Source organism: Vibrio sp. La 4.2.2 (assembly GCF_027586995.1).
GTDB lineage: Bacteria > Pseudomonadota > Gammaproteobacteria > Enterobacterales > Vibrionaceae > Vibrio > Vibrio mediterranei.
This window is the reverse complement of sequence record NZ_JAPPTJ010000003.1, coordinates 601,080-620,242: the sequence shown is the minus strand read 5'-3', so window position 1 is coordinate 620,242 and position 19,163 is coordinate 601,080. Positions and strand designations below refer to the sequence as shown.

General features: G+C 43.4%; 20 protein-coding genes. 17 read left to right on the top strand and 3 right to left on the bottom strand.

Features of this window, described 5'->3' with window-relative positions:
- The first annotated feature begins 6 nt into the window (after positions 1–6).
- From plsX to OH456_RS09100, 13 genes are all read left to right on the top strand, one after another.
- Positions 7–1,032 carry a phosphate acyltransferase PlsX gene (gene plsX / locus OH456_RS09160; protein ID WP_031493498.1) on the top strand — a complete coding sequence of 342 codons (1,026 nt, stop codon included), beginning with the start codon at positions 7–9 and terminating at the stop codon, positions 1,030–1,032.
- A gap of 5 nt (positions 1,033–1,037) precedes the next feature.
- Positions 1,038–1,988 carry a beta-ketoacyl-ACP synthase III gene (locus OH456_RS09155; protein WP_124940871.1) on the top strand — a complete coding sequence of 317 codons (951 nt, stop codon included), beginning with the start codon at positions 1,038–1,040 and terminating at the stop codon, positions 1,986–1,988.
- A gap of 56 nt (positions 1,989–2,044) precedes the next feature.
- Positions 2,045–2,968, top strand: coding sequence for an ACP S-malonyltransferase (gene fabD, locus OH456_RS09150; protein ID WP_270033308.1), 924 nt, complete (start codon positions 2,045–2,047; stop codon positions 2,966–2,968).
- A 16-nt stretch (positions 2,969–2,984) separates the two neighbouring features.
- A complete protein-coding gene (gene fabG, locus OH456_RS09145) occupies positions 2,985–3,719 on the top strand; it encodes a 3-oxoacyl-ACP reductase FabG (RefSeq protein ID WP_038230175.1) in 735 nt (244 codons plus the stop codon).
- 162 nt (positions 3,720–3,881) lie between these two features.
- A complete protein-coding gene (gene acpP, locus OH456_RS09140) occupies positions 3,882–4,115 on the top strand; it encodes an acyl carrier protein (protein ID WP_004406112.1) in 234 nt (77 codons plus the stop codon).
- 94 nt (positions 4,116–4,209) lie between these two features.
- Positions 4,210–5,451 (top strand): beta-ketoacyl-ACP synthase II, encoded by a 1,242-nt coding sequence (gene fabF, locus OH456_RS09135; protein WP_006075090.1) that lies wholly within the window; start codon positions 4,210–4,212, stop codon positions 5,449–5,451.
- Between the two features lie 81 nt (positions 5,452–5,532).
- The gene (pabC, locus tag OH456_RS09130) at positions 5,533–6,336 is read left to right on the top strand and encodes an aminodeoxychorismate lyase (RefSeq protein ID WP_270033307.1); all 804 of its coding nucleotides are present in this window, start codon (positions 5,533–5,535) and stop codon (positions 6,334–6,336) included.
- Positions 6,333–7,349 (top strand): endolytic transglycosylase MltG, encoded by a 1,017-nt coding sequence (gene mltG, locus OH456_RS09125; RefSeq protein ID WP_270033306.1) that lies wholly within the window; start codon positions 6,333–6,335, stop codon positions 7,347–7,349. The genes pabC and mltG overlap by 4 nt, the downstream gene beginning before the upstream one ends.
- Positions 7,346–7,984, top strand: a complete 639-nt coding sequence (gene tmk / locus OH456_RS09120; protein ID WP_006075087.1) for a dTMP kinase — start codon at positions 7,346–7,348, stop codon at positions 7,982–7,984. Before mltG ends, tmk begins: the two co-directional genes overlap by 4 nt.
- A gap of 3 nt (positions 7,985–7,987) precedes the next feature.
- Positions 7,988–8,944, top strand: coding sequence for a DNA polymerase III subunit delta' (gene holB, locus OH456_RS09115; protein WP_270033305.1), 957 nt, complete (start codon positions 7,988–7,990; stop codon positions 8,942–8,944).
- A 90-nt stretch (positions 8,945–9,034) separates the two neighbouring features.
- Positions 9,035–9,802, top strand: a complete 768-nt coding sequence (locus OH456_RS09110) for a TatD family hydrolase (RefSeq protein ID WP_270033304.1) — start codon at positions 9,035–9,037, stop codon at positions 9,800–9,802.
- A gap of 454 nt (positions 9,803–10,256) precedes the next feature.
- A complete protein-coding gene (ptsG, locus tag OH456_RS09105) occupies positions 10,257–11,690 on the top strand; it encodes a PTS glucose transporter subunit IIBC (RefSeq protein ID WP_006075083.1) in 1,434 nt (477 codons plus the stop codon).
- Positions 11,691–11,897: 207 nt separating this feature from the next.
- Complete coding sequence (locus OH456_RS09100) at positions 11,898–12,440, top strand: hypothetical protein (RefSeq protein WP_124940878.1); 543 nt, start codon at positions 11,898–11,900, stop codon at positions 12,438–12,440.
- 63 nt (positions 12,441–12,503) lie between these two features.
- Here OH456_RS09100 and OH456_RS09095 read toward each other — a convergent pair whose 3' ends face one another.
- From OH456_RS09095 to OH456_RS09085, 3 genes are all read right to left on the bottom strand, one after another.
- Entirely contained in the window at positions 12,504–12,596 is a 93-nt protein-coding gene (locus OH456_RS09095; RefSeq protein ID WP_006075081.1) for a MetS family NSS transporter small subunit, read from the bottom strand.
- 1 nt (position 12,597) lies between these two features.
- Positions 12,598–14,067: a sodium-dependent transporter gene (locus OH456_RS09090; RefSeq protein ID WP_270033303.1), complete on the bottom strand. Its 1,470-nt coding sequence runs from the start codon at positions 14,065–14,067 to the stop codon at positions 12,598–12,600.
- A gap of 484 nt (positions 14,068–14,551) precedes the next feature.
- Positions 14,552–15,139 carry an outer membrane protein gene (locus tag OH456_RS09085; RefSeq protein ID WP_270033302.1) on the bottom strand — a complete coding sequence of 196 codons (588 nt, stop codon included), beginning with the start codon at positions 15,137–15,139 and terminating at the stop codon, positions 14,552–14,554.
- Positions 15,140–15,300: 161 nt separating this feature from the next.
- Here OH456_RS09085 and cydH point away from each other — a divergent pair, with 161 nt between their 5' ends.
- From cydH to OH456_RS09065, 4 genes are all read left to right on the top strand, one after another.
- Complete coding sequence (cydH, locus tag OH456_RS09080) at positions 15,301–15,393, top strand: cytochrome bd-I oxidase subunit CydH (RefSeq protein ID WP_096441502.1); 93 nt, start codon at positions 15,301–15,303, stop codon at positions 15,391–15,393.
- Positions 15,394–15,400: 7 nt separating this feature from the next.
- Positions 15,401–16,588 carry a patatin-like phospholipase family protein gene (locus OH456_RS09075; protein WP_062460370.1) on the top strand — a complete coding sequence of 396 codons (1,188 nt, stop codon included), beginning with the start codon at positions 15,401–15,403 and terminating at the stop codon, positions 16,586–16,588.
- A 234-nt stretch (positions 16,589–16,822) separates the two neighbouring features.
- Positions 16,823–18,040, top strand: a complete 1,218-nt coding sequence (mlc, locus tag OH456_RS09070) for a sugar metabolism global transcriptional regulator Mlc (protein WP_006075076.1) — start codon at positions 16,823–16,825, stop codon at positions 18,038–18,040.
- A 119-nt stretch (positions 18,041–18,159) separates the two neighbouring features.
- Positions 18,160–19,098 (top strand): chemotaxis protein CheV, encoded by a 939-nt coding sequence (locus OH456_RS09065; protein WP_006075075.1) that lies wholly within the window; start codon positions 18,160–18,162, stop codon positions 19,096–19,098.
- Positions 19,099–19,163 lie beyond the last annotated feature (65 nt).

Sequence of the window (19,163 nt, the reverse complement as noted above, 5' to 3'; positions counted from 1 at the left end):
TGACCTTTGCATAATATAACCGTTGCACTTGATGCAATGGGCGGGGATTTCGGTCCTTCCGTAACAGTGCCTGCCGCCGTGCAGGCACTGTCGCTTTTCCCAGAGCTAAAAGTGGTTCTTGTCGGCGACGAACCGTCGATAAATACACAACTCAATCAACTAGGTTACCAACGCAGTACCCGTTTAGAGGTAATGCATAGTGACCGAGTCATCTCGAACTCAGAAAAGCCTTCCTTTGCGCTTAGAAACAGTCACGATACCTCAATGCGTATTGCGATTGATCTCGTTGAGTCAGAAAACGCTGATGCTTGCGTAAGCAGCGGTAATACTGGCGCATTAATGGCGTTATCTCGCTTCAGACTGAAACTATTACCAGGTATTGATAGGCCTGCTTTAGTCACTGCGTTGCCGACGGTATCGGGCAGCAAAACGTGGATGCTCGACTTAGGTGCCAATGCATCGGTCGATGCAGATTCTCTCTTTCAGTTTGCGGTCATGGGCAGTGCATTAGCAGAACAGCATTTAGGCAGAAAACCAAAAGTTGCCATTCTAAACATTGGCGCTGAAGAAATAAAAGGCAACGATCTTGTGAAACGTTGCGCTGAAATGCTTACCCAAACGCAATCTATAAACTATATTGGTTTCGTCGAAGGTAACGAGTTGTTACACGACGCTGCCGATGTTGTTGTTTGCGATGGATTTGTTGGAAACACAGCATTGAAAGCGTGCGAAGGAACGGCTCAACTCATTTTAGATAAACTAAAAGCAAAACTAACCGCCTCTACATGGAAAGGATGGATAGCAAGAATATTGTTTTCCGATCTCATAACTGAGGTGAAAACACTGAACCCCGACCAGTATAACGGGGCAAGTTTGTTAGGATTGCGCGGCATTGTCATAAAAAGCCACGGAAGTGCTGATATTTCAGCACTTGTTCATGCAATAGGCGAAGCGGTTCACGAGGTTAAACGCCAAGTCCCGAACCAAATCAGCGATCGTCTAGAAGCAGTGTTACTCGAGAGGCAGTATTAGTCTTCATGTATAGCAAAATTTTAGGTACAGGCAGCTACCTGCCATCTCAGGTTCGTACTAACGCGGATCTAGAGAAAATGGTAGATACGACAGATGAATGGATCGTAACTCGCACAGGTATCAAAGAGCGACGAATTGCCGCAGAAGACGAAACTGTTGCAGATATGGGCTACGAAGCTTCGGTAAAAGCTATCGAAATGGCTGGTATCGATAAAGATGACATTGATCTCATTATCGTAGCAACGACCAGCAGTAGCCATGCTTTCCCATCATCCGCATGTCAAGTTCAAGCAAAACTTGGTATTAAAGGTTGTCCCGCATTTGATATGGCGGCAGCATGTACTGGTTTCGTTTATGCACTGTCAGTCGCCGATCAGCATATTCGTTCTGGTATGGCTAAAAATGTTTTAGTTATCGGTTCTGATTGCTTATCGAAGACAGTTGAAGATATTGATCGTTCTACTATTATTCTGTTCGGCGACGCTGCAGGCGCAGTCGTACTGGGTGCTAGCGAAGAACCTGGCATTATTTCTACTCACCTATACGCTGATGGTCGATTTGGAGACTTGTTAAGTCTTGAGATGCCAGTACGCGGTGGTGAACTTGATAAATGGCTAAATATGTCAGGCAATGAAGTCTTTAAGGTTGCGGTGACACAATTGTCAAAGCTGGTCAAAGACACATTAGCGGCAAATGATATGGATAAGTCAGAACTAGACTGGCTAGTTCCACATCAAGCGAACTATCGAATTATTTCAGCAACAGCTAAAAAGCTTGGTATGTCGATGGATCAAGTGGTGGTTACCCTTGATCGTCACGGTAATACTTCTGCGGCAACAGTTCCTACTGCACTAGATGAAGCAGTACGCGATGGTCGCATTAAACGTGGACAAAACCTGTTGCTAGAAGCCTTTGGTGGTGGATTTACTTGGGGATCGGCGCTTGTTCGCTTCTAATCCCAGCAAAATCCAAACCAATACTAATTTAGATTGCGTTGTTTAAGGAAATAACGATGAGTAATTTTGCAATCGTGTTCCCTGGTCAGGGTTCACAAACAGTTGGAATGCTTGCAGAACTGGGCGAGCAATATGATGTAGTTAAAGCAACATTTGCTGAAGCATCTGAGGCGCTAGGTTATGACTTATGGGCACTTGTTCAGAATGGCCCTGCTGAAGATCTAAACCAAACTCACCGTACACAGCCAGCATTGTTAGCCTCTTCAGTTGCTATTTGGCGTGTATGGCAGGAGCAAGGACTAGAACAGCCAGCTCTTTTGGCAGGTCACAGTCTTGGTGAGTACTCTGCATTAGTTTGTGCTGGTGTAATCGATTTTAAAGAAGCGATCAAATTGGTTGAGCTTCGTGGTCAATTAATGCAAGAAGCAGTACCAGCAGGTGTTGGTGCAATGTATGCAATCATCGGTCTTGATGATGAGTCTATTGCGAAGGCTTGCGAAGAAGCTGCTCAAGGTGAAGTTGTTTCTCCAGTTAACTTTAATTCTCCAGGTCAAGTAGTTATCGCCGGTAATAAAGCGGCAGTAGAACGTGCTGGTGCACTTTGTAAAGAAGCAGGTGCAAAGCGTGCTCTGCCTTTACCTGTGTCAGTACCATCTCACTGCGCACTGATGAAGCCTGCTGCCGATAAACTCGCAGTTGCTCTAGACTCGCTTGAATTTAATACGCCAGAAATATCAGTGATTAACAATGTTGATGTTGCCGCTGAAACTGACCCTGCGAAAATCAAAGATGCATTAGTTCGTCAACTTTACAGCCCAGTTCGTTGGACTGAAGGTGTTGAGAAAATGAGCGAACAAGGCGTAGAGAAATTGCTGGAACTTGGTCCTGGTAAAGTACTAACAGGTCTAACGAAGCGAATCGTTAAGACATTGAGTGCTGCAGCAGTTAACGATGCTGCGTCACTTGAAGCGGTAAAATAAAAGGAACGCGATAATGATGAACCTTGAAGGCAAAATTGCCTTAGTAACAGGTGCTAGCCGTGGTATCGGTCGCTCAATTGCTGAGCTATTGGTAGAGCGCGGTGCAACAGTAATCGGTACAGCAACATCTGAAAGTGGTGCTGCGGCGATCAGCGAGTATTTAGGTGAGAATGGTAAAGGTTTGGCACTAAACGTGACAGATACCGACTCAATCGAAGCAGTACTAAAGCAGATCAACGCTGATTTTGGTGCGATCGACATTCTTGTAAACAACGCTGGTATCACACGCGACAACCTTCTTATGCGTATGAAGGACGACGAGTGGACAGATATCATGGACACTAACCTAACGTCTATCTTCCGTCTGTCTAAAGCCGTACTACGCGGTATGATGAAGAAGCGTCAAGGTCGCATCATCAACGTAGGTTCTGTTGTTGGTACTATGGGTAACGCAGGTCAAACGAACTACGCGGCAGCGAAAGCAGGCGTAATTGGTTTTACTAAGTCAATGGCACGTGAAGTTGCATCTCGCGGTGTGACCGTGAACACAGTTGCACCAGGTTTTATCGAAACAGATATGACAAAAGCACTGAATGATGAGCAACGAGCTGCTACACTAGCCAACGTACCTGCTGGTCGTTTAGGTGACCCTCGTGAAATTGCATCTGCTGTTGCATTCCTTGCATCGCCAGAAGCGGCATACATCACAGGTGAGACACTTCACGTAAATGGTGGCATGTACATGGTTTGATCTGTGCAACATTTGTGCATGATTTAAGTCAAAAATGTGCTGAATTTCGGTTAAATTCGCTAAAATTGTGGTTTGACCAGCAAGGACCCCCTTGCAACTTTCAATAGTTCGAATAAACTACGGAAACATCGCATAAAGCGAAATCTGTAAAGGAAAAGAAAAATGAGCAACATCGAAGAACGCGTAAAGAAAATCATTGTTGAACAGCTAGGTGTAGACGAAGCAGAAGTTAAGAACGAAGCTTCTTTCGTTGACGATCTAGGTGCAGATTCTCTAGATACAGTTGAGCTAGTAATGGCTCTAGAAGAGGAATTCGACACTGAGATTCCTGATGAAGAAGCTGAGAAGATCACTACTGTTCAAGCTGCTATCGACTACGTAAACAGCGCTCAGTAATATCTCTTTCCAGGCGGCCTTCTGGCCGCCTGTGTTTTTTTAAACGTCTTCTATCCTTTCAAATAGAATCACAAATATCCCGGAGAATAAAATCGTGTCCAAGCGTCGTGTTGTTGTCACTGGCATGGGTATGTTGTCACCGGTAGGCAACACCGTAGAATCTTCATGGAAAGCCCTTTTGGAGGGTAAGAGTGGTATCGTAAATATTGAACATTTCGATACAACCGATTTTTCAACTCGTTTCGCTGGCTTAGTAAAAGACTTTGATGGTAGTGAATACGTGTCTAAAAAAGATGCTAAGAAAATGGATTTGTTTATCCAATACGGCATCGTAGCAGGCATGCACGCTCTCAAAGACTCTGGTCTAGAAGTCACACCAGAAAACCAACACCGTGTCGGTGTAGCTATTGGTTCTGGTATTGGTGGTCTTGACCTAATCGAAGCGGGACATCAAGCGTTGGTAACTAAAGGCCCTCGTCGTGTAAGCCCTTTCTTTGTACCTTCGACTATCGTAAACATGGTTGCTGGCCAACTTTCTATTCTTGCTGGTCTTCGTGGTCCTAACATCGCAATCTCTACTGCATGTACGACTGGCCTTCACAATATCGGTCATGCTGCACGTATGATTGCATATGGTGACGCTGAAGCAATGGTAGCTGGTGGTGCAGAAAAAGCTTCAACTCCACTTGGTATGGCAGGCTTTGGTGCAGCTAAAGCGCTATCTACTCGTAACGATGAACCACAAAAAGCGTCACGTCCTTGGGATGTTGACCGCGATGGCTTCGTATTGGGTGACGGTGCAGGCATGATCGTTCTTGAAGAGTATGAGCATGCTAAAGCACGTGGTGCGAAAATTTATGCCGAGCTTGTTGGTTTTGGTATGAGTGGCGACGCTTACCATATGACTTCACCAAGTGAAGATGGTTCTGGTGGCGCTTTGGCTATGGAAGCTGCACTTCGTGATGCAGGCATTACTGGTGAACAAATCGGTTATGTGAACGCTCACGGTACCTCAACACCAGCTGGTGACGTTGCTGAGATCAAAGGCATTAAACGTGCTCTTGGCGAAGAAGGTGCGAAGAAAGTGCTAGTATCATCGACAAAATCGATGACAGGCCACTTGCTAGGCGCAGCTGGTTCAGCGGAAGCGATCATCACTATAATGTCTTTGGTAGATCAAATTGTCCCACCAACGATTAACCTAGATAATCCAGACCCTGAGTGCGATGTAGACCTAGTTCCACATACTGCACGCAAAGTTGACATGGAATATGCACTTTGTAACTCATTTGGATTTGGCGGTACTAACGGTTCATTGATTTTCAAAAAGATGTAACCCGCGGTAATCGTACAAGACACTTGTATTCAAACGGCTTGATGCTTAGCATTAAGCCGTTTTGTTTTTAAAGGAAGAACTATGTTTTGGCGTGATGGAAATCAAGTCGACCATGTTTCAGTTACGGACAGAAGTTTTCAATATGGTGACGGTTGCTTTACAACGATTCTGACTAAGTCAGGCAAACTGCAGTTGTGGGAGCAGCATGTGAAGCGAATGGAACGGGCTCTACTGCGTCTGAAGATGGCACCCGTAGATTGGCAGCAGATGAAGGTTGAACTTGAGCGAGTTGTGTCACGCAAAGCACTGGCCGGCATCAAAATACATGTAAGCCGTGGTGAAGGAGGGCGAGGTTATAGCCCTAGTGTAAATCGAGGCCCCTTGATTACTCTAAGCCAGTTCGATTTCCCTGTTGGTTATATCGAATTACGTCAGGTCGGTCTTGAACTGTCACTTTGCGATATCGTATTGGGGTTAAACCCGTTGCTGGCGGGATTAAAGCATAACAATCGTCTGGAGCAAATCCTTGCAAAGGAAGAAGTTGAACGTAGTGGCCGTCTCGACGGAATCGTATTGGATATTAACGGTAACGTAATCGAAACCACAATGGCGAATATCTTTTGGTTTAGGGATGGTGTGCTTCACACGCCAAGTCTTGATATGGCCGGAGTAGAAGGTGTTATGCGTGAAGAAGTTTTACGAGTTGCAAATCAAGACGAGCTACCAATCTTAATCGACTCGTTTAAGCTCAACACATTGATGTCCGCAGATGAGATATTCGTTAGCAATTGTATTTTAGGGGTTGCACCCGTAACCAAAATTCAGGATGCTCAATTCCCTATTGGAAATATGACAAGACGTATTCAGGAGAAGTTAGGTCAGTGATAAAGAAGTTTTTGTTTGCAGTGGTTGTCTTAGGAGCAATTGCTTTAGGTGGCTTTTTATATATTAAACAGAGTGTAAACGAATTTATCGCTCAGCCGTTGAATATTGAACAACCACATCTTGTTACCGTGGAGCGTGGTAATAATCTCAATACGGTCATCTCAACATTTGTAGAAGACCAATGGATTAAGCCTACTCAATTTTCATCTCTTGTTCGTCGTTTTCATCCGAACCTGACTCAAATAAAAGTGGGTACCTTCGAAGTCCTACCTGGGATGACTTTTGAGCAAGCACTCAACGCGATCATTGATGGCAAAGAATATCAACTCGCTATCACTTTTATCGAAGGGTCTACTTTCAAAGAGTGGCGAGAGCAGTTCAAACAAGCAGAATATCTTGAGCATAAGACTGATACGTTAACAGAAGCTGAAATTGCGCAGCAATTGGGTATTGAACGTGAAAAGCTAGAAGGGCTTTTTCTCGCTGAGACCTATCATTATTCTGTTGGTGATAGCGATTTAGACATCTTGAAGCGTGCTCATCGAAAGCTGAGTGTTATCCTAGAGCAGAGTTGGGACACTCGACAAGAAAAATTACCCCTAAAGAATAGCTATGAGGCGCTAATACTCGCTTCAATCATTGAAAAAGAAACGTCGGTACCATCAGAAAGAGAGCGAGTGGCGTCCGTCTTCGTGAATCGACTCAATAAGCGTATGCGACTTCAAACCGATCCTACCGTTATTTACGGAATGGGCGATCGTTATGATGGCAATATTAGAAAGAAAGACCTCCGAGAAGCAACGCCATATAACACTTATGTCATCAATGGCTTGCCACCTACGCCAATTGCTATGCCAGGCAAAGCGTCTATCTTAGCTGCAGTAAATCCAGAAGATAGTAATTACTTGTACTTTGTTGCGAGCGGTACAGGTGGACATGTATTTTCTAAAAATCTACGAGACCACAATAGAGCGGTCCAACAATACTTAAGACAATTAAGAAGTAAAAAATGAGCCAAGCAAAATTTATCGTTATTGAAGGACTAGAAGGTGCAGGGAAAAGCACTGCGATCAGTACGTTGCGAGCTGAGTTGGATGCAGCTGGCATTCAGGACATCGTTAATACACGCGAACCTGGAGGGACTGTCCTAGCAGAAAAAATGCGAGCCTTGGTCAAAGAAGAACACGAAGGCGAGCCGCTGCAAGACCGCGCTGAGTTACTGTTGATGTATGCATCACGTATTCAGTTGGTTGAGACAGTGATCAAGCCGGCGTTAGCAAAAGGTGCTTGGGTAATTGGTGATAGACATGACATGTCTTCACAAGCATACCAAGGCGGTGGTCGTGAAATTGACCAGGCTGTGATGACTTCCCTAAAGCATATTGCCATTGGTGAATTCAAGCCCGATTTTACTTTGTATCTGGACATCGACCCACGTCTAGGTCTTGAGCGTGCACGTGGACGAGGTGAACTCGACCGAATCGAAAAAATGGACATTAGTTTCTTTGAGCGTACCCGTGAGCGCTATCTTGAAATGGCGAACAATGATGAGTCAGTTGCCATTATTGACGCAAGCCAGAAGATTGAAGACGTACAGCACTCGATCCAGCAAGCTGTGCGTACTTGGTTAGCAAAGCAAAAAGGGTAATCTATGCAAGTCTATCCATGGTTAGTACCAACTTGGTCGAAGCTTAAGGATAACCTTGAACGACAGCAAGTGCCCGGAGCGATGTTGATTCAAGCTAAGGTAGGCTTAGCTCCGGAGTCAATGATTGAACGATACGTTGCAGGGTTGATGTGTCAAAACGACAAGTCTGAACCTTGCGGTTTCTGCCATTGTTGCGATTTACTTAAGGCTAGTGGACATCCTGACGTTCACTATGTGCTTCCCGAGAAAGATAAGAAATCATTATCCGTTGAGCAGATACGACAAGCAAACAAGTGGGCATTAGAGTCTTCTCAGTTTGGTCATTATCGAGTTATTGTTATTCCTCAAGCCGATCGTATGAATGCCTCGGCCGCTAATGCGTTGTTAAAAACACTCGAAGAGCCACCGGCGCAATGTTTATTTATTTTGTCGACTGAGAACACCAAGTTATTGCTGCCAACGATCAGAAGTCGTTGTGAAGTTTGGCATGTTTCATCGCCTTCCGAACAAATGTGTATTGACTGGGTTAGCCAAGAGATAGGAAAGTCCGTTCCTCGTCATTCGGCACTACTTTGCCATTTTGAACCTATTTCAACGCGTCAGTTTGTAGAGTCGGGACAAGATAAAGAGTATCAAGCGTTAATTGGAGCCTTCATCGGTTTTATTCGTAGTGATGGTTTAGATACTAATGAATTTATTACAACGCTAATGAAGAATAGTAGCGAGCTCTCTACCCAGCTCAATTGGTTGTGGCTACTTCTCAGCTGTGCTCAAAAATCTTCCTTAGGTATTGATATTCGAACGTCTTTACCTGAAGCGAGCCAAATTGCTGAAGTATACGGTTACGAAAGCCTATATACGCATTCTCAGTCTCTACAGGCCCTAAGCGAGCAATTACGTTCTTTCCCTGGCCTTAACACTGAATTACTCGTGGCCGATTGGCTTTATGGGTTGAACTAAGTCTAGAATTAGTCATCGCGCTATATTACTTTGAACGGGGTTGGTAATGCTAAAGTTCGTTCATCATTATCAAATTTAAGTTAGAAAATTATGTTTGTAGATTCCCACTGCCACTTAGACAAACTCGACTATGACGATGTCCATTTGGACATTCAAGATGTTATTCAGAAAGCTAAAGCAGCGAATGTCGAGAAGTTGTTATCAGTGGGTGTGACATTAGGTTCATTTCCAAAGATGTTGGAATTAATCGAACCGTATCCAGAGGTTATGGCCTCTTGTGGTGTCCATCCATTAGACGTTGAGAGTGACTTCTCTCTTGAACTGTTTAAGCAATATGCCTCGCATAACCGAGTGGTTGCTATTGGTGAAACAGGGCTGGATTACCACTATCAACCTGAAACAGCCGCCCTTCAGAAAACCCGGTTTGAGCAACAGGTAGAGGTAGCGGTTGAGGTTAATAAACCTCTGATTATTCATACTAGAAACGCACGTGAAGACACTCTAGCTATTCTGAAAAATGGTTCGGCTGAAAAGTGTGGTGGTGTCATACATTGTTTTACAGAAGATTTGCCATTTGCTCAGGCTGCGATGGAGTTAGGCTTCTACATCTCTATCTCTGGAATTGTCACTTTTAGACAAGCCAAAGAGCTGAAAGAGGTGGTTAAACAGCTACCTTTAGAGCGACTGCTTATTGAAACGGATTCGCCTTACCTAGCTCCAGTTCCTCATCGAGGGAAAGAGAATCAACCAGCTTATGTAGTTGAAGTTGCAGCATACATAGCACAGCTAAAAGGGGTTTCACTTAAAGAAGTCGGTGAAAAAACAACCCAAAACTATCACGATCTATTTTTGCGATAAAAATTAAGTTTCTTGCTAGGAGTGATTAAAAAAGACGCAATATGCGTCTTTTTTGTTTTCAAAAATTGAAAAAGTCAAAAAAAGTTAATGTTCACCAAATCTGTTGAGAAAAAAGTAGTTAGTCTGCACAAACTGTAATTATGTTACGTAAAATAACTTAAGTGTGTATTTTATTCACTGCGTAAAATTAATTGATGCTAATATTAATATCAATAAAAACAATGTCTTATGGCAGTTGTAAAGCATTACATTTTGGCCGATGAACTGTGATCTAAGCGTAGTTTTGAAACTAAATTTCGTAAGTGTGTAGAAACCATGAGGAGCATCAATATATATTTAGAGGCAGAAAATATAATTCAATTCGTGGTTACATTTTCTATGGGTGCTAACATTTAAGGCTACGGGGGTGTGCCGTTAGAGCCCATAAACTAATAACTTTATCAGGAGCATAAACATGTTTAAGAACCTTTTTGCTAACCTGCAAAAAGTTGGTAAGTCTCTGATGCTACCAGTATCGGTACTACCAGTTGCAGGTATTCTACTTGGGGTAGGTGCTGCCAACCTTGGCTTCATCCCAGATGTTGTTTCTAATCTTATGGAACAAGCTGGTGGTTCGGTATTTGGCCAAATGGCTCTTCTATTCGCTGTGGGTGTTGCACTAGGCTTCACTAACAACGATGGTGTTGCAGGTCTTGCTGCAATCGTTGGTTACGGCATCATGACTGCTACGTTAAGCGTTATGGCTGGCGTAATGGGTGTTGAAAAAATCGATACAGGTGTACTAGGTGGTATCCTTGTCGGTGGTGTGGCTGCTTGGGCATTTAACCGTTTCTTCAAAATTCAGCTTCCAGAATACCTTGGCTTCTTCGCTGGTAAGCGTGCTGTGCCAATCATCACTGGTTTCACTGCAATCGCACTAGGTATCGTACTGTCTATCGTATGGCCACCAATCGGCTCTGCAATCGGTGCATTCTCTCACTGGGCTGCTGAGCAAAACCCACAACTAGCATTCGGTATCTACGGTGTTGTTGAGCGTTCTCTAATCCCATTCGGTCTACACCACGTTTGGAACGTACCATTCTTCTTCGAAGCAGGTACTTGTGTAAACGCAGCGGGCGAAACTCAAAACGGCGTACTAACTTGTTACCTAGTTGCAGACGATGCATCTCGTGCTGCTGGTAATGGCTTCGGTCAGCTAGCGGGTGGTTACATGTTCAAGATGTTCGGTCTACCAGCTGCTGCAATCGCTATTGCACACTGTGCTAAACCAGAGAACCGCGCAAAAGTTATGGGTATCATGGCTTCTGCAGCACTAACATCGTTCCTAACAGGTATTACTGAGCCAATCGAATTCTCATTCCTATTCGTTGCTCCAGTACTATACGCAATCCACGCTCTACTAGCTGGTTCTGCATACGTTGTTGCTAACACTCTAGGCTTTGTACACGGTACTTCATTCTCACACGGTCTAATCGACTTCCTAGTTCTTTCTGGCCACGCTCAGAAGATGGGTCTGATGATTGGTGTTGGTCTAGTTTACGCGGCAATCTACTACTTTGTATTCCGTACCGTTATCACTGCAATGGACCTTAAGACTCCAGGTCGTGAAGACGAGTCTGAAGATGCAGCTGCAGCAGTTTCTGGTAACGAAATGGCTGGTGAACTAGTTGCGGCATTCGGTGGTAAAGCTAACATCACAGGCTTAGACGCATGTATTACTCGTCTACGTGTAGCGGTAGCTGACACTGAAATCGTTGACCAAGACAAGCTTAAGCAACTTGGTGCAGCAGGTGTGGTTGTAGTATCAGGTGGTGTTCAAGCTATCTTCGGTACTAAGTCAGATAACCTGAAAACAGATATGGACGAGTGGATTCGTAACCACGGCTAATCAACACGTCCAATAAAAATTGAAAAGGGAAGCATTTGCTTCCCTTTTTTTGATCGTATGGAGTGGAAATTCTTGCTCTCTGTTTTCCTTGTCATGACATTCGGACTACTTGCCTCTCTAGAATGCCGTTATTCCAACTTACATGCCAGAAGACACAAGCTCTCAGTTAAACAGAAGAGCAGGCATGATCAATCAGAGAGCAAACCTATGAAAATAAAATTCCCTTTGGTAGTGGTATTTACTATGGCTACCATTTCGTCATTCGCAACGTTTGCAAGCAATACTGCTGGCGGTGAAGAGCAATGGCAAATTGTTGAAGAAAATCAAACTGCAACTCCTGCGACAAGTAAACCGGCTCAAAGTAATCAAAAATCTAATCAGTCTAGAAGCTCATCGCGCAGCAGCGGTAACTCTGGCTTCAAGATCGGTATGGGGTTGGATCAAGGATTAAGTATTGTTGGCCAAATCAATAATACCGTTAACTTTGCCGTGGGTAACGATGGCGTTGCTGCTGACTATATCTTTAGTCGTGGACAATTTGGTGGAGACGTACCGTTTAGCTGGTTTGCTGGCGTCGGTGGTCAAATTCAACGTTCTGATAAATTTGGACCGCGCGTGGCACTTGGCGTAGAACTCCCTTTTGCACGTAGTTGGGACGCTTACGCTCAATTAACCCCAAATCTGATGTTTGATAATAGTGATTTGAAGTTAGGTATTGGGGCGGGTATCGGTGTTAGGTACAGCTTCTAAATTGATTCATAAAAAATGCCAGCATTTAGATGCTGGCATTTTTGTTTAAAAATAAATTTTGGGTTATTTATCCATGGCTTTCTTAATGCAGTAGGATGCACCACCCCATGTGATACCAAGCCCTAAAACCATCATAAAGATTGCGCTGACTGTCATATTAAGCCTCTTTCTTACTGGTTAAATTAATCACAATTCCGACCACAACGAGTAGCCCCATGAGCCCCCATCCTAACAAAAGCAGATCCGATTGGTCGTAACCACCGTAGCCTTCGGTAAAGAGAGTCTTAAACTTCGTGGCGACGATAATTGCTAGGATGACAGGAGTAATGAATCGAAGACATACGTCGAACCAAGTACCAATAGTGAAGTCAGATATTTGATTGACATAGTCTCGTACATCAGCAATTTTTAGCAACCAAGCCATAAGTATAATTTCGATTAGGCAGCTTGCTACGATACCAACGTTATTTGCGAAATGGTCGACAAGGTCAAGTAGTAGTAAGCCTCCGTTAGTGGCAAAGGCCATAGAGATAACTAAGCCTGCGCCACAGATAACGCTTGCCGCTTTATTTCTACGCCACTTTAGCTTGTCGATGACGGCAGATGTCACGGCTTCCATAATAGAAATGTGTGAGCTTAAACCTGCAATGACAAGTGCGAAGAAGAAAAGTGGCCCTAGGATATATGGAGCTGGTAGTAAGTTAATCGCTGCTGGTAAAGTTACAAAAGCAAGACCAACCCCTGCGGTAACGACTTCAGTCAAAGGTTTACCCTGTTCTTGTGCCATATAGCCCAAAACAGAGAAAATCATGATACCCGCTAGTATTGAGAAGCCGCAATTAATAAGGACTGTCATAAATGCGTTATTGGTGATATCTGACTTCTCGGGTAAGTAACTGGAGTAGGCGAGCATGATGGCAAAGCCAATGCTCAACGTGAAGAAGATCTGCCCATAGGCGGCAGCCCAAACTTTTACATCCCAAATCTTGCTGAAGTCAGGTTCAAACATATAATTGACACCATCCAGCGCGCCTGGAAGGAAAATCATACGACCGATCAGCAGTAATACCATGATAAACAGTACAGGCATCATGATTTTCGCTGCGCGCTCAATACCAGATTTAACGCCTCCTGCAATTGCCGCATATGTAATGGCCCAAGCGATAAGCATCGACCCTGCTATTTTCCATTGAATATCACCAAGGTTACTCGGAGAGTTGTCACCAAGCTGCAAGTATTCACTGAAGAAAAATGCATTGGTATCAGTTCCCCAACTTTGCGTGAAAGACATACCGAAGTATGAAATAGCCCATCCAATAACCGCCACATAGTAAACGGCGATGGTCGCGGCGACACCCACTTGAAACCAACCTAGCCATTCAAACTTGCTGTTGATTTTAGCCAAGGTTGCTGGCGCAGAGCCGCGATACTTTTGACCCATACTGAACTCTAAGATCATAAAGGGGATACCGGCGGTAATCATGGCGAACAAATAGGGAACAAAGAACGCGCCACCGCCATTTTCATAAGCCATATAAGGGAAACGCCAGATATTACCAAGTCCAATGGCTGAACCTACCGCTGCAAGTATGAATCCCGCTCGAGATCCCCACTGTTCACGTTTCATAATTAACTCCTTTTAGTGAATCTTCTACATGGCCTCATCTATACTCAAATCCAATTATTATTCTGTAATGGAAATTTTTGCTTATTAATAAATATTCAAACAATATATTTTATAATATGGTTCTTATTTTGAATATTACTCGGCACATGCCAATTAAAATAGATGATACGACTGGATTTTGTGCTTTCTAATGCTTGCTAGTGAAACATTTAGCTACAAATTAAAATCAGAGTAACGCCGTTATTACTTGATCGCAATAGATTTCACTGTTCTGGTTTGGATTAGTTCTTGGTGGTTAGTATTGTGGAATGGTGTTATGTTAGCTTTATATACTAAAGTAGTGGGAATATTGCGTTCTCTACTTCTTTTATCTTTTATAAAATACAGCGAAATATTCTTAATAATTTCCTGTGATTTTATCTTGTTACACGTTGCTGTGTAGCATAAAAGTTCTCGCAATGTATTAAAGTTGTTAACGGAAATGTTAGAATCTGAAACTGATGCCAAAGTTAGTTTGAAACTGATTCATCCATTTGGTTTTAAAACCGATAAGACAGCTTTGATCTTCTGTCGGCAAGTTACAAATAGATATAGTTTCGTTGCTCACCGCAGTTCCTTGCCAACGGATTTGCCCATTTAAAGCGAGGTTCTTGGTTAGATGGTACTCCATTCCACCAAATATACTTGCCGCAAATCCAGTATGTGACTTAGCCCACTCCCCAGAAGTATGAGAGGCACCAAGCCCTGCTCCGATATATGTAGAGGTTTGGTCGTTAACTCGATACTCGGCGCTACTTTGAAACTGGAGGTATTGAATTCGAGAGTCTAAGTTTAAGGTATCTAATGAAGAGTCTTGCTGAGAGTATAAGACACCCATTCGTCCATTGCGGAACGGAAACTCAATTGCTAATGCTGCATTTGCCGATGGAGAAATATCATAACTCTCACCATTGCCGTTTTCGGCAGCACCTCCCATCGAGTAACCAATAAACGGTGTCACAATGACATTGGCACAACTGGAAAAGCTTAAGAGTGTTGTGGCAAGGGGGAGCAGTAAGAACCTGTATGTCATTTTTGCATTCCTATAAATAAGAACTGATTGGCTACAATTCACGTCTGGGATGTACTAGTTTTAATTATAGTGTGACATTAACGTCATAAATTTGAAGTGGTTACCTGTATATTGTAATTGTATGTCACAATAGTAATTAAAATGTTACAACTGGAGGTGTTATGGAATACGATCTTAAACTAGCTCTGACGATCACGACGGTTGCGTTCAGCACCATTGTTGCGTTTGGACTTATCGCGATCCTAACTGCATAAGATTTATATGGCGAATCTTGGGTTAATTACCAATACCCGAACCGTCATAGATGATGCTCAGTTACAAAAATATATTGGCGGTAAAACGGCGTTAGTTGCACAGGGAGGAGGCCAGCGAGGTATCTTCACATCCGGTGTGCTAGACGCCTTTTTGTTGTCTAATTTTGACCCATTTGATGAGTTTTATGGGACTTCAGCTGGCGCTTTAAACATTTGCGCCTACCTTTCTAGACAAGCCGGCCTAGGCAAATCTTTTATTCTCGACCTTACCACCGATCCACAGTTTTTTAATCTGTTTAGTTTTATTCGTCGCAAACAGTATCTCAACTTAGAATGGGCGCTCGACAGAATTTGTGAGTATCCGTATAAGCTAGATATCGACATGGGGCGAAGGGTCATTGGTCAGCGAAGAGCATTCGCAGCGGTCACTGATGTTTCGACTCTCAAAGATCACTATTTCCCAATGTTGCAAGATAATTGGTATCAAGTGCTGATGGCCACAAGTGCGATTCCCAATTTATTTGAGGGTTCGGTAACATTGAATCAACAAGCATTCATCGATGGAGGGGTGTCTGCGTCAATACCCGTTCAAGAAGCATGGCGACAAGAGAACCGTACGATCGTCGTAATTCGAACAGAAGAGTGTGGAGGTGAAGATACTCCAGTGGTGGATGATCAACCCGTTGCCACCGAACCACCAACTTGGTTCAGGGAGTCACTTAACGGCTTACAGCTACAGTGGCAAGAAAAAATACAAAGTTGGTCTAATGATTGGAATGGCTTCTTTGATAACCAAATATTAAAAGCTCAGGAAAGTAAGCATGCACAACATCTCAACCTAATTAACGGTGGTCGATGGCTGTTCGGCGCTGCAGATATTTACCGTCTCAGTCATTTATTCGGAGAAAAGTTTGATTCTGGGTTAGCCGATATGCTCATGGTGCATTACCAAACATATGCGTTAACTCAAGAGTTCTTGAAAACCCCTCCTGATGACTGCTTCGTGCTACAAATTGCTCCAGAAGTTGCTTTAAAAACCGCTTCTTTAATGAGTGATCCTGAAGATATTCTACATGACTATCAACTTGGGCTCGATGCTGGATTCCGTTTTGTCGAGCGTTATAATCTTGCAAGTATCACTCAAGTAAACGCTTCAGAAACGTCTGACCTTTGGCTGCCATCTCAAACAGGTTAGTTATTGTTCGTCGTGAAAAAAGCGCTGATATTGTTAACAGCTCTTTAATCATCTATTGATTGTTTTTTATACGTCAGATTTTATTGATGCCTTTGCCAATCAATGTCGTATGGTGATTTGAGCCCCAAAGATTCATCTATATGCGTGATATTTGTCACGGCAATCCATTAAACTGCTTCACAATTACTTCGCAAAGTAAAAAAATTAATAGGTTGTTGTTTTTTGGAGTGCAAAATGTACATGGCTCAACCCGGGCACATTGATCATATCAAGCAGATCAATGCTGGTCGTGTGTATAAACTGATAGACCAATTTGGGCCTATTTCGCGAATCGATTTATCAAAACTCAGTAGTTTGGCTCCGGCTAGTATTACTAAAATCACTCGTGAACTTATTGATGCACACCTAATACACGAAACCACCGTTCAGGAGGCGACCAGTCGAGGTCGTCCAGCTGTTGGATTGCAAACCAACAATCAAGGTTGGCAGTTCCTTTCCATGCGGTTGGGGCGAGGCTACCTATCTATCGCGTTGCACGAGCTTGGCGGCGACGTTCTTATCGATACCAAAATAGAAATTCATGAAGTGGATCAGGAAGATGTACTGGCGAGACTGCTTTATGAAATTGATGACTTCTTTGAAAGTTACAATGAGCAACTTGATCGTGTCACCAGTATTGCGTTGACGTTGCCCGGTTTGGTGAATTCCGATCAAGGCATTGTGTTGCAAATGCCTCATTACAATGTAAAGAACTTAAACATTGGCGAGGAAATTTTTAAAGCAACAGGATTGCCTGTTTTCGTAGCGAATGATACCCGTGCGTGGGCATTAGCGGAAAATCTCTTTGGGCATTCTCAAGATTGTGATAACTCAGTGTTAATCTCAATTCACCACGGGCTAGGTGCCGGAATCATATTAGATGGTCGTGTATTACAAGGTCGTCACGGTAATATTGGTGAGTTAGGGCATATCCAGATCGATCGCAACGGCGCACCTTGTCACTGTGGCAACAGAGGCTGCCTTGAAACTGTTGCTAGTTCACAAGCTATCAGGGATGAAGTCTCTAAGAGATTAGCGAAAGGCGAAGCGTCGGTTCTTTCTGAATGCGAAGACATTACAGTCGAAGCTATTTGTGAAGCGGCGGCGAATGGTGACGCTTTGGCGATCGGGGTGATAGAGAAACTAGGTGAACATTTAGGTTCTGCAATTGCTATTGTCATCAACCTCTTCAATCCTGAAAAGGTACTGATTGGTGGCGTTATCAACCAAGCGAAATCGATTTTATATCCCGCCATTGAGCGTTGTATCGCAGAGCAAAGCCTCCCTGTTTATACTCAAGATCTACAACTTGTGGAGTCTCGTTTTTATAAACAAGCAACAATGCCGGGAGCCGCTTTGGTGAAACAAGCACTATATGATGGCTTGCTGCTGATGAAAGTGATTGAAGGATAAGGCTTTTCACCATTTTTGTAGACGGTCATACTTTTCTATACAAAGTCAGTAAACTTCTTGTGCTTCCTGCCGATTACATGAGATAAGAGTTTTAGTTCGTGTTTTGCCAAGGAAGCCTCATGTCGAGCGTTTTAAGTTCAGTAGATCAGCGTACCCAGTTAGTGGGAGAAAATAGATTAGAGCTGTTAATGTTTACGCTTAACAGCCGTCAAACTTTCGCTATCAACGTATTCAAAGTAAAGGAAGTGCTAAAGCTTCCTGCATTAACTCAACTTCCTGGCTCTCATTCTAGTATTCGCGGTGTAGCTTCTCTGCGTGGTGAGTCCGTTCCTGTGATTGATTTACGTCGCGCTATCGGTTTTCCACCAGCTAAAGACGATGGTGACCAAAACCTGATTATCACTGAGTACAATCGATCTGTTCAGGGCTTTTTAGTTGGTGAAGTGAAGAATATCGTTAATACTGCTTGGACAGAGATTCAACCTCCGCCTCGTACAGTCGGTCGTGCAAACTACTTAACTGCGATCACTAAGGTTGAAGAGAATCAGCAAGTCAATCTAGTTGAAATCATTGATGTTGAAAAAGTACTAGCAGAGATCATCGACTACGATGTGTCGATTTCTGAGCATACCCTTGACCGCAGCTTATTACCTCACTTGTCAGGTAAAAAAATTCTTATCGTTGATGACTCTTCCACGGCTCGTAATCAAGTGAAAGGCACATTGGATCAGCTTGGCGTCGAGATCATTGAGTGCTTCGATGGTGCGATGGCTTTCAACCTTCTCAAGCAGTGGTGTGATGAGGGGATTGATGTATGTAATGAACTGTTGATGATGATTACAGATGCAGAAATGCCGGAAATGGACGGCTACAAACTGACGCATGAAGTTAGAAGTGATCCTAGAATGCGAGATTTGTTTATTACTTTAAATACTTCGCTCAGTGGTAGCTTTAATGATGCGATGGTAGAGAAAGTCGGTTGTGACCGTTTTATTTCTAAGTTTCAACCTGATTTACTGGTTGAAGTTGTGCAAGACCGTATGCGAGAGACATTGTAATTGTTTCGCATCGCAAAATAAATTACGCTGTACGTTAAAAATAAGCTATAATTTGGTTGTATTAT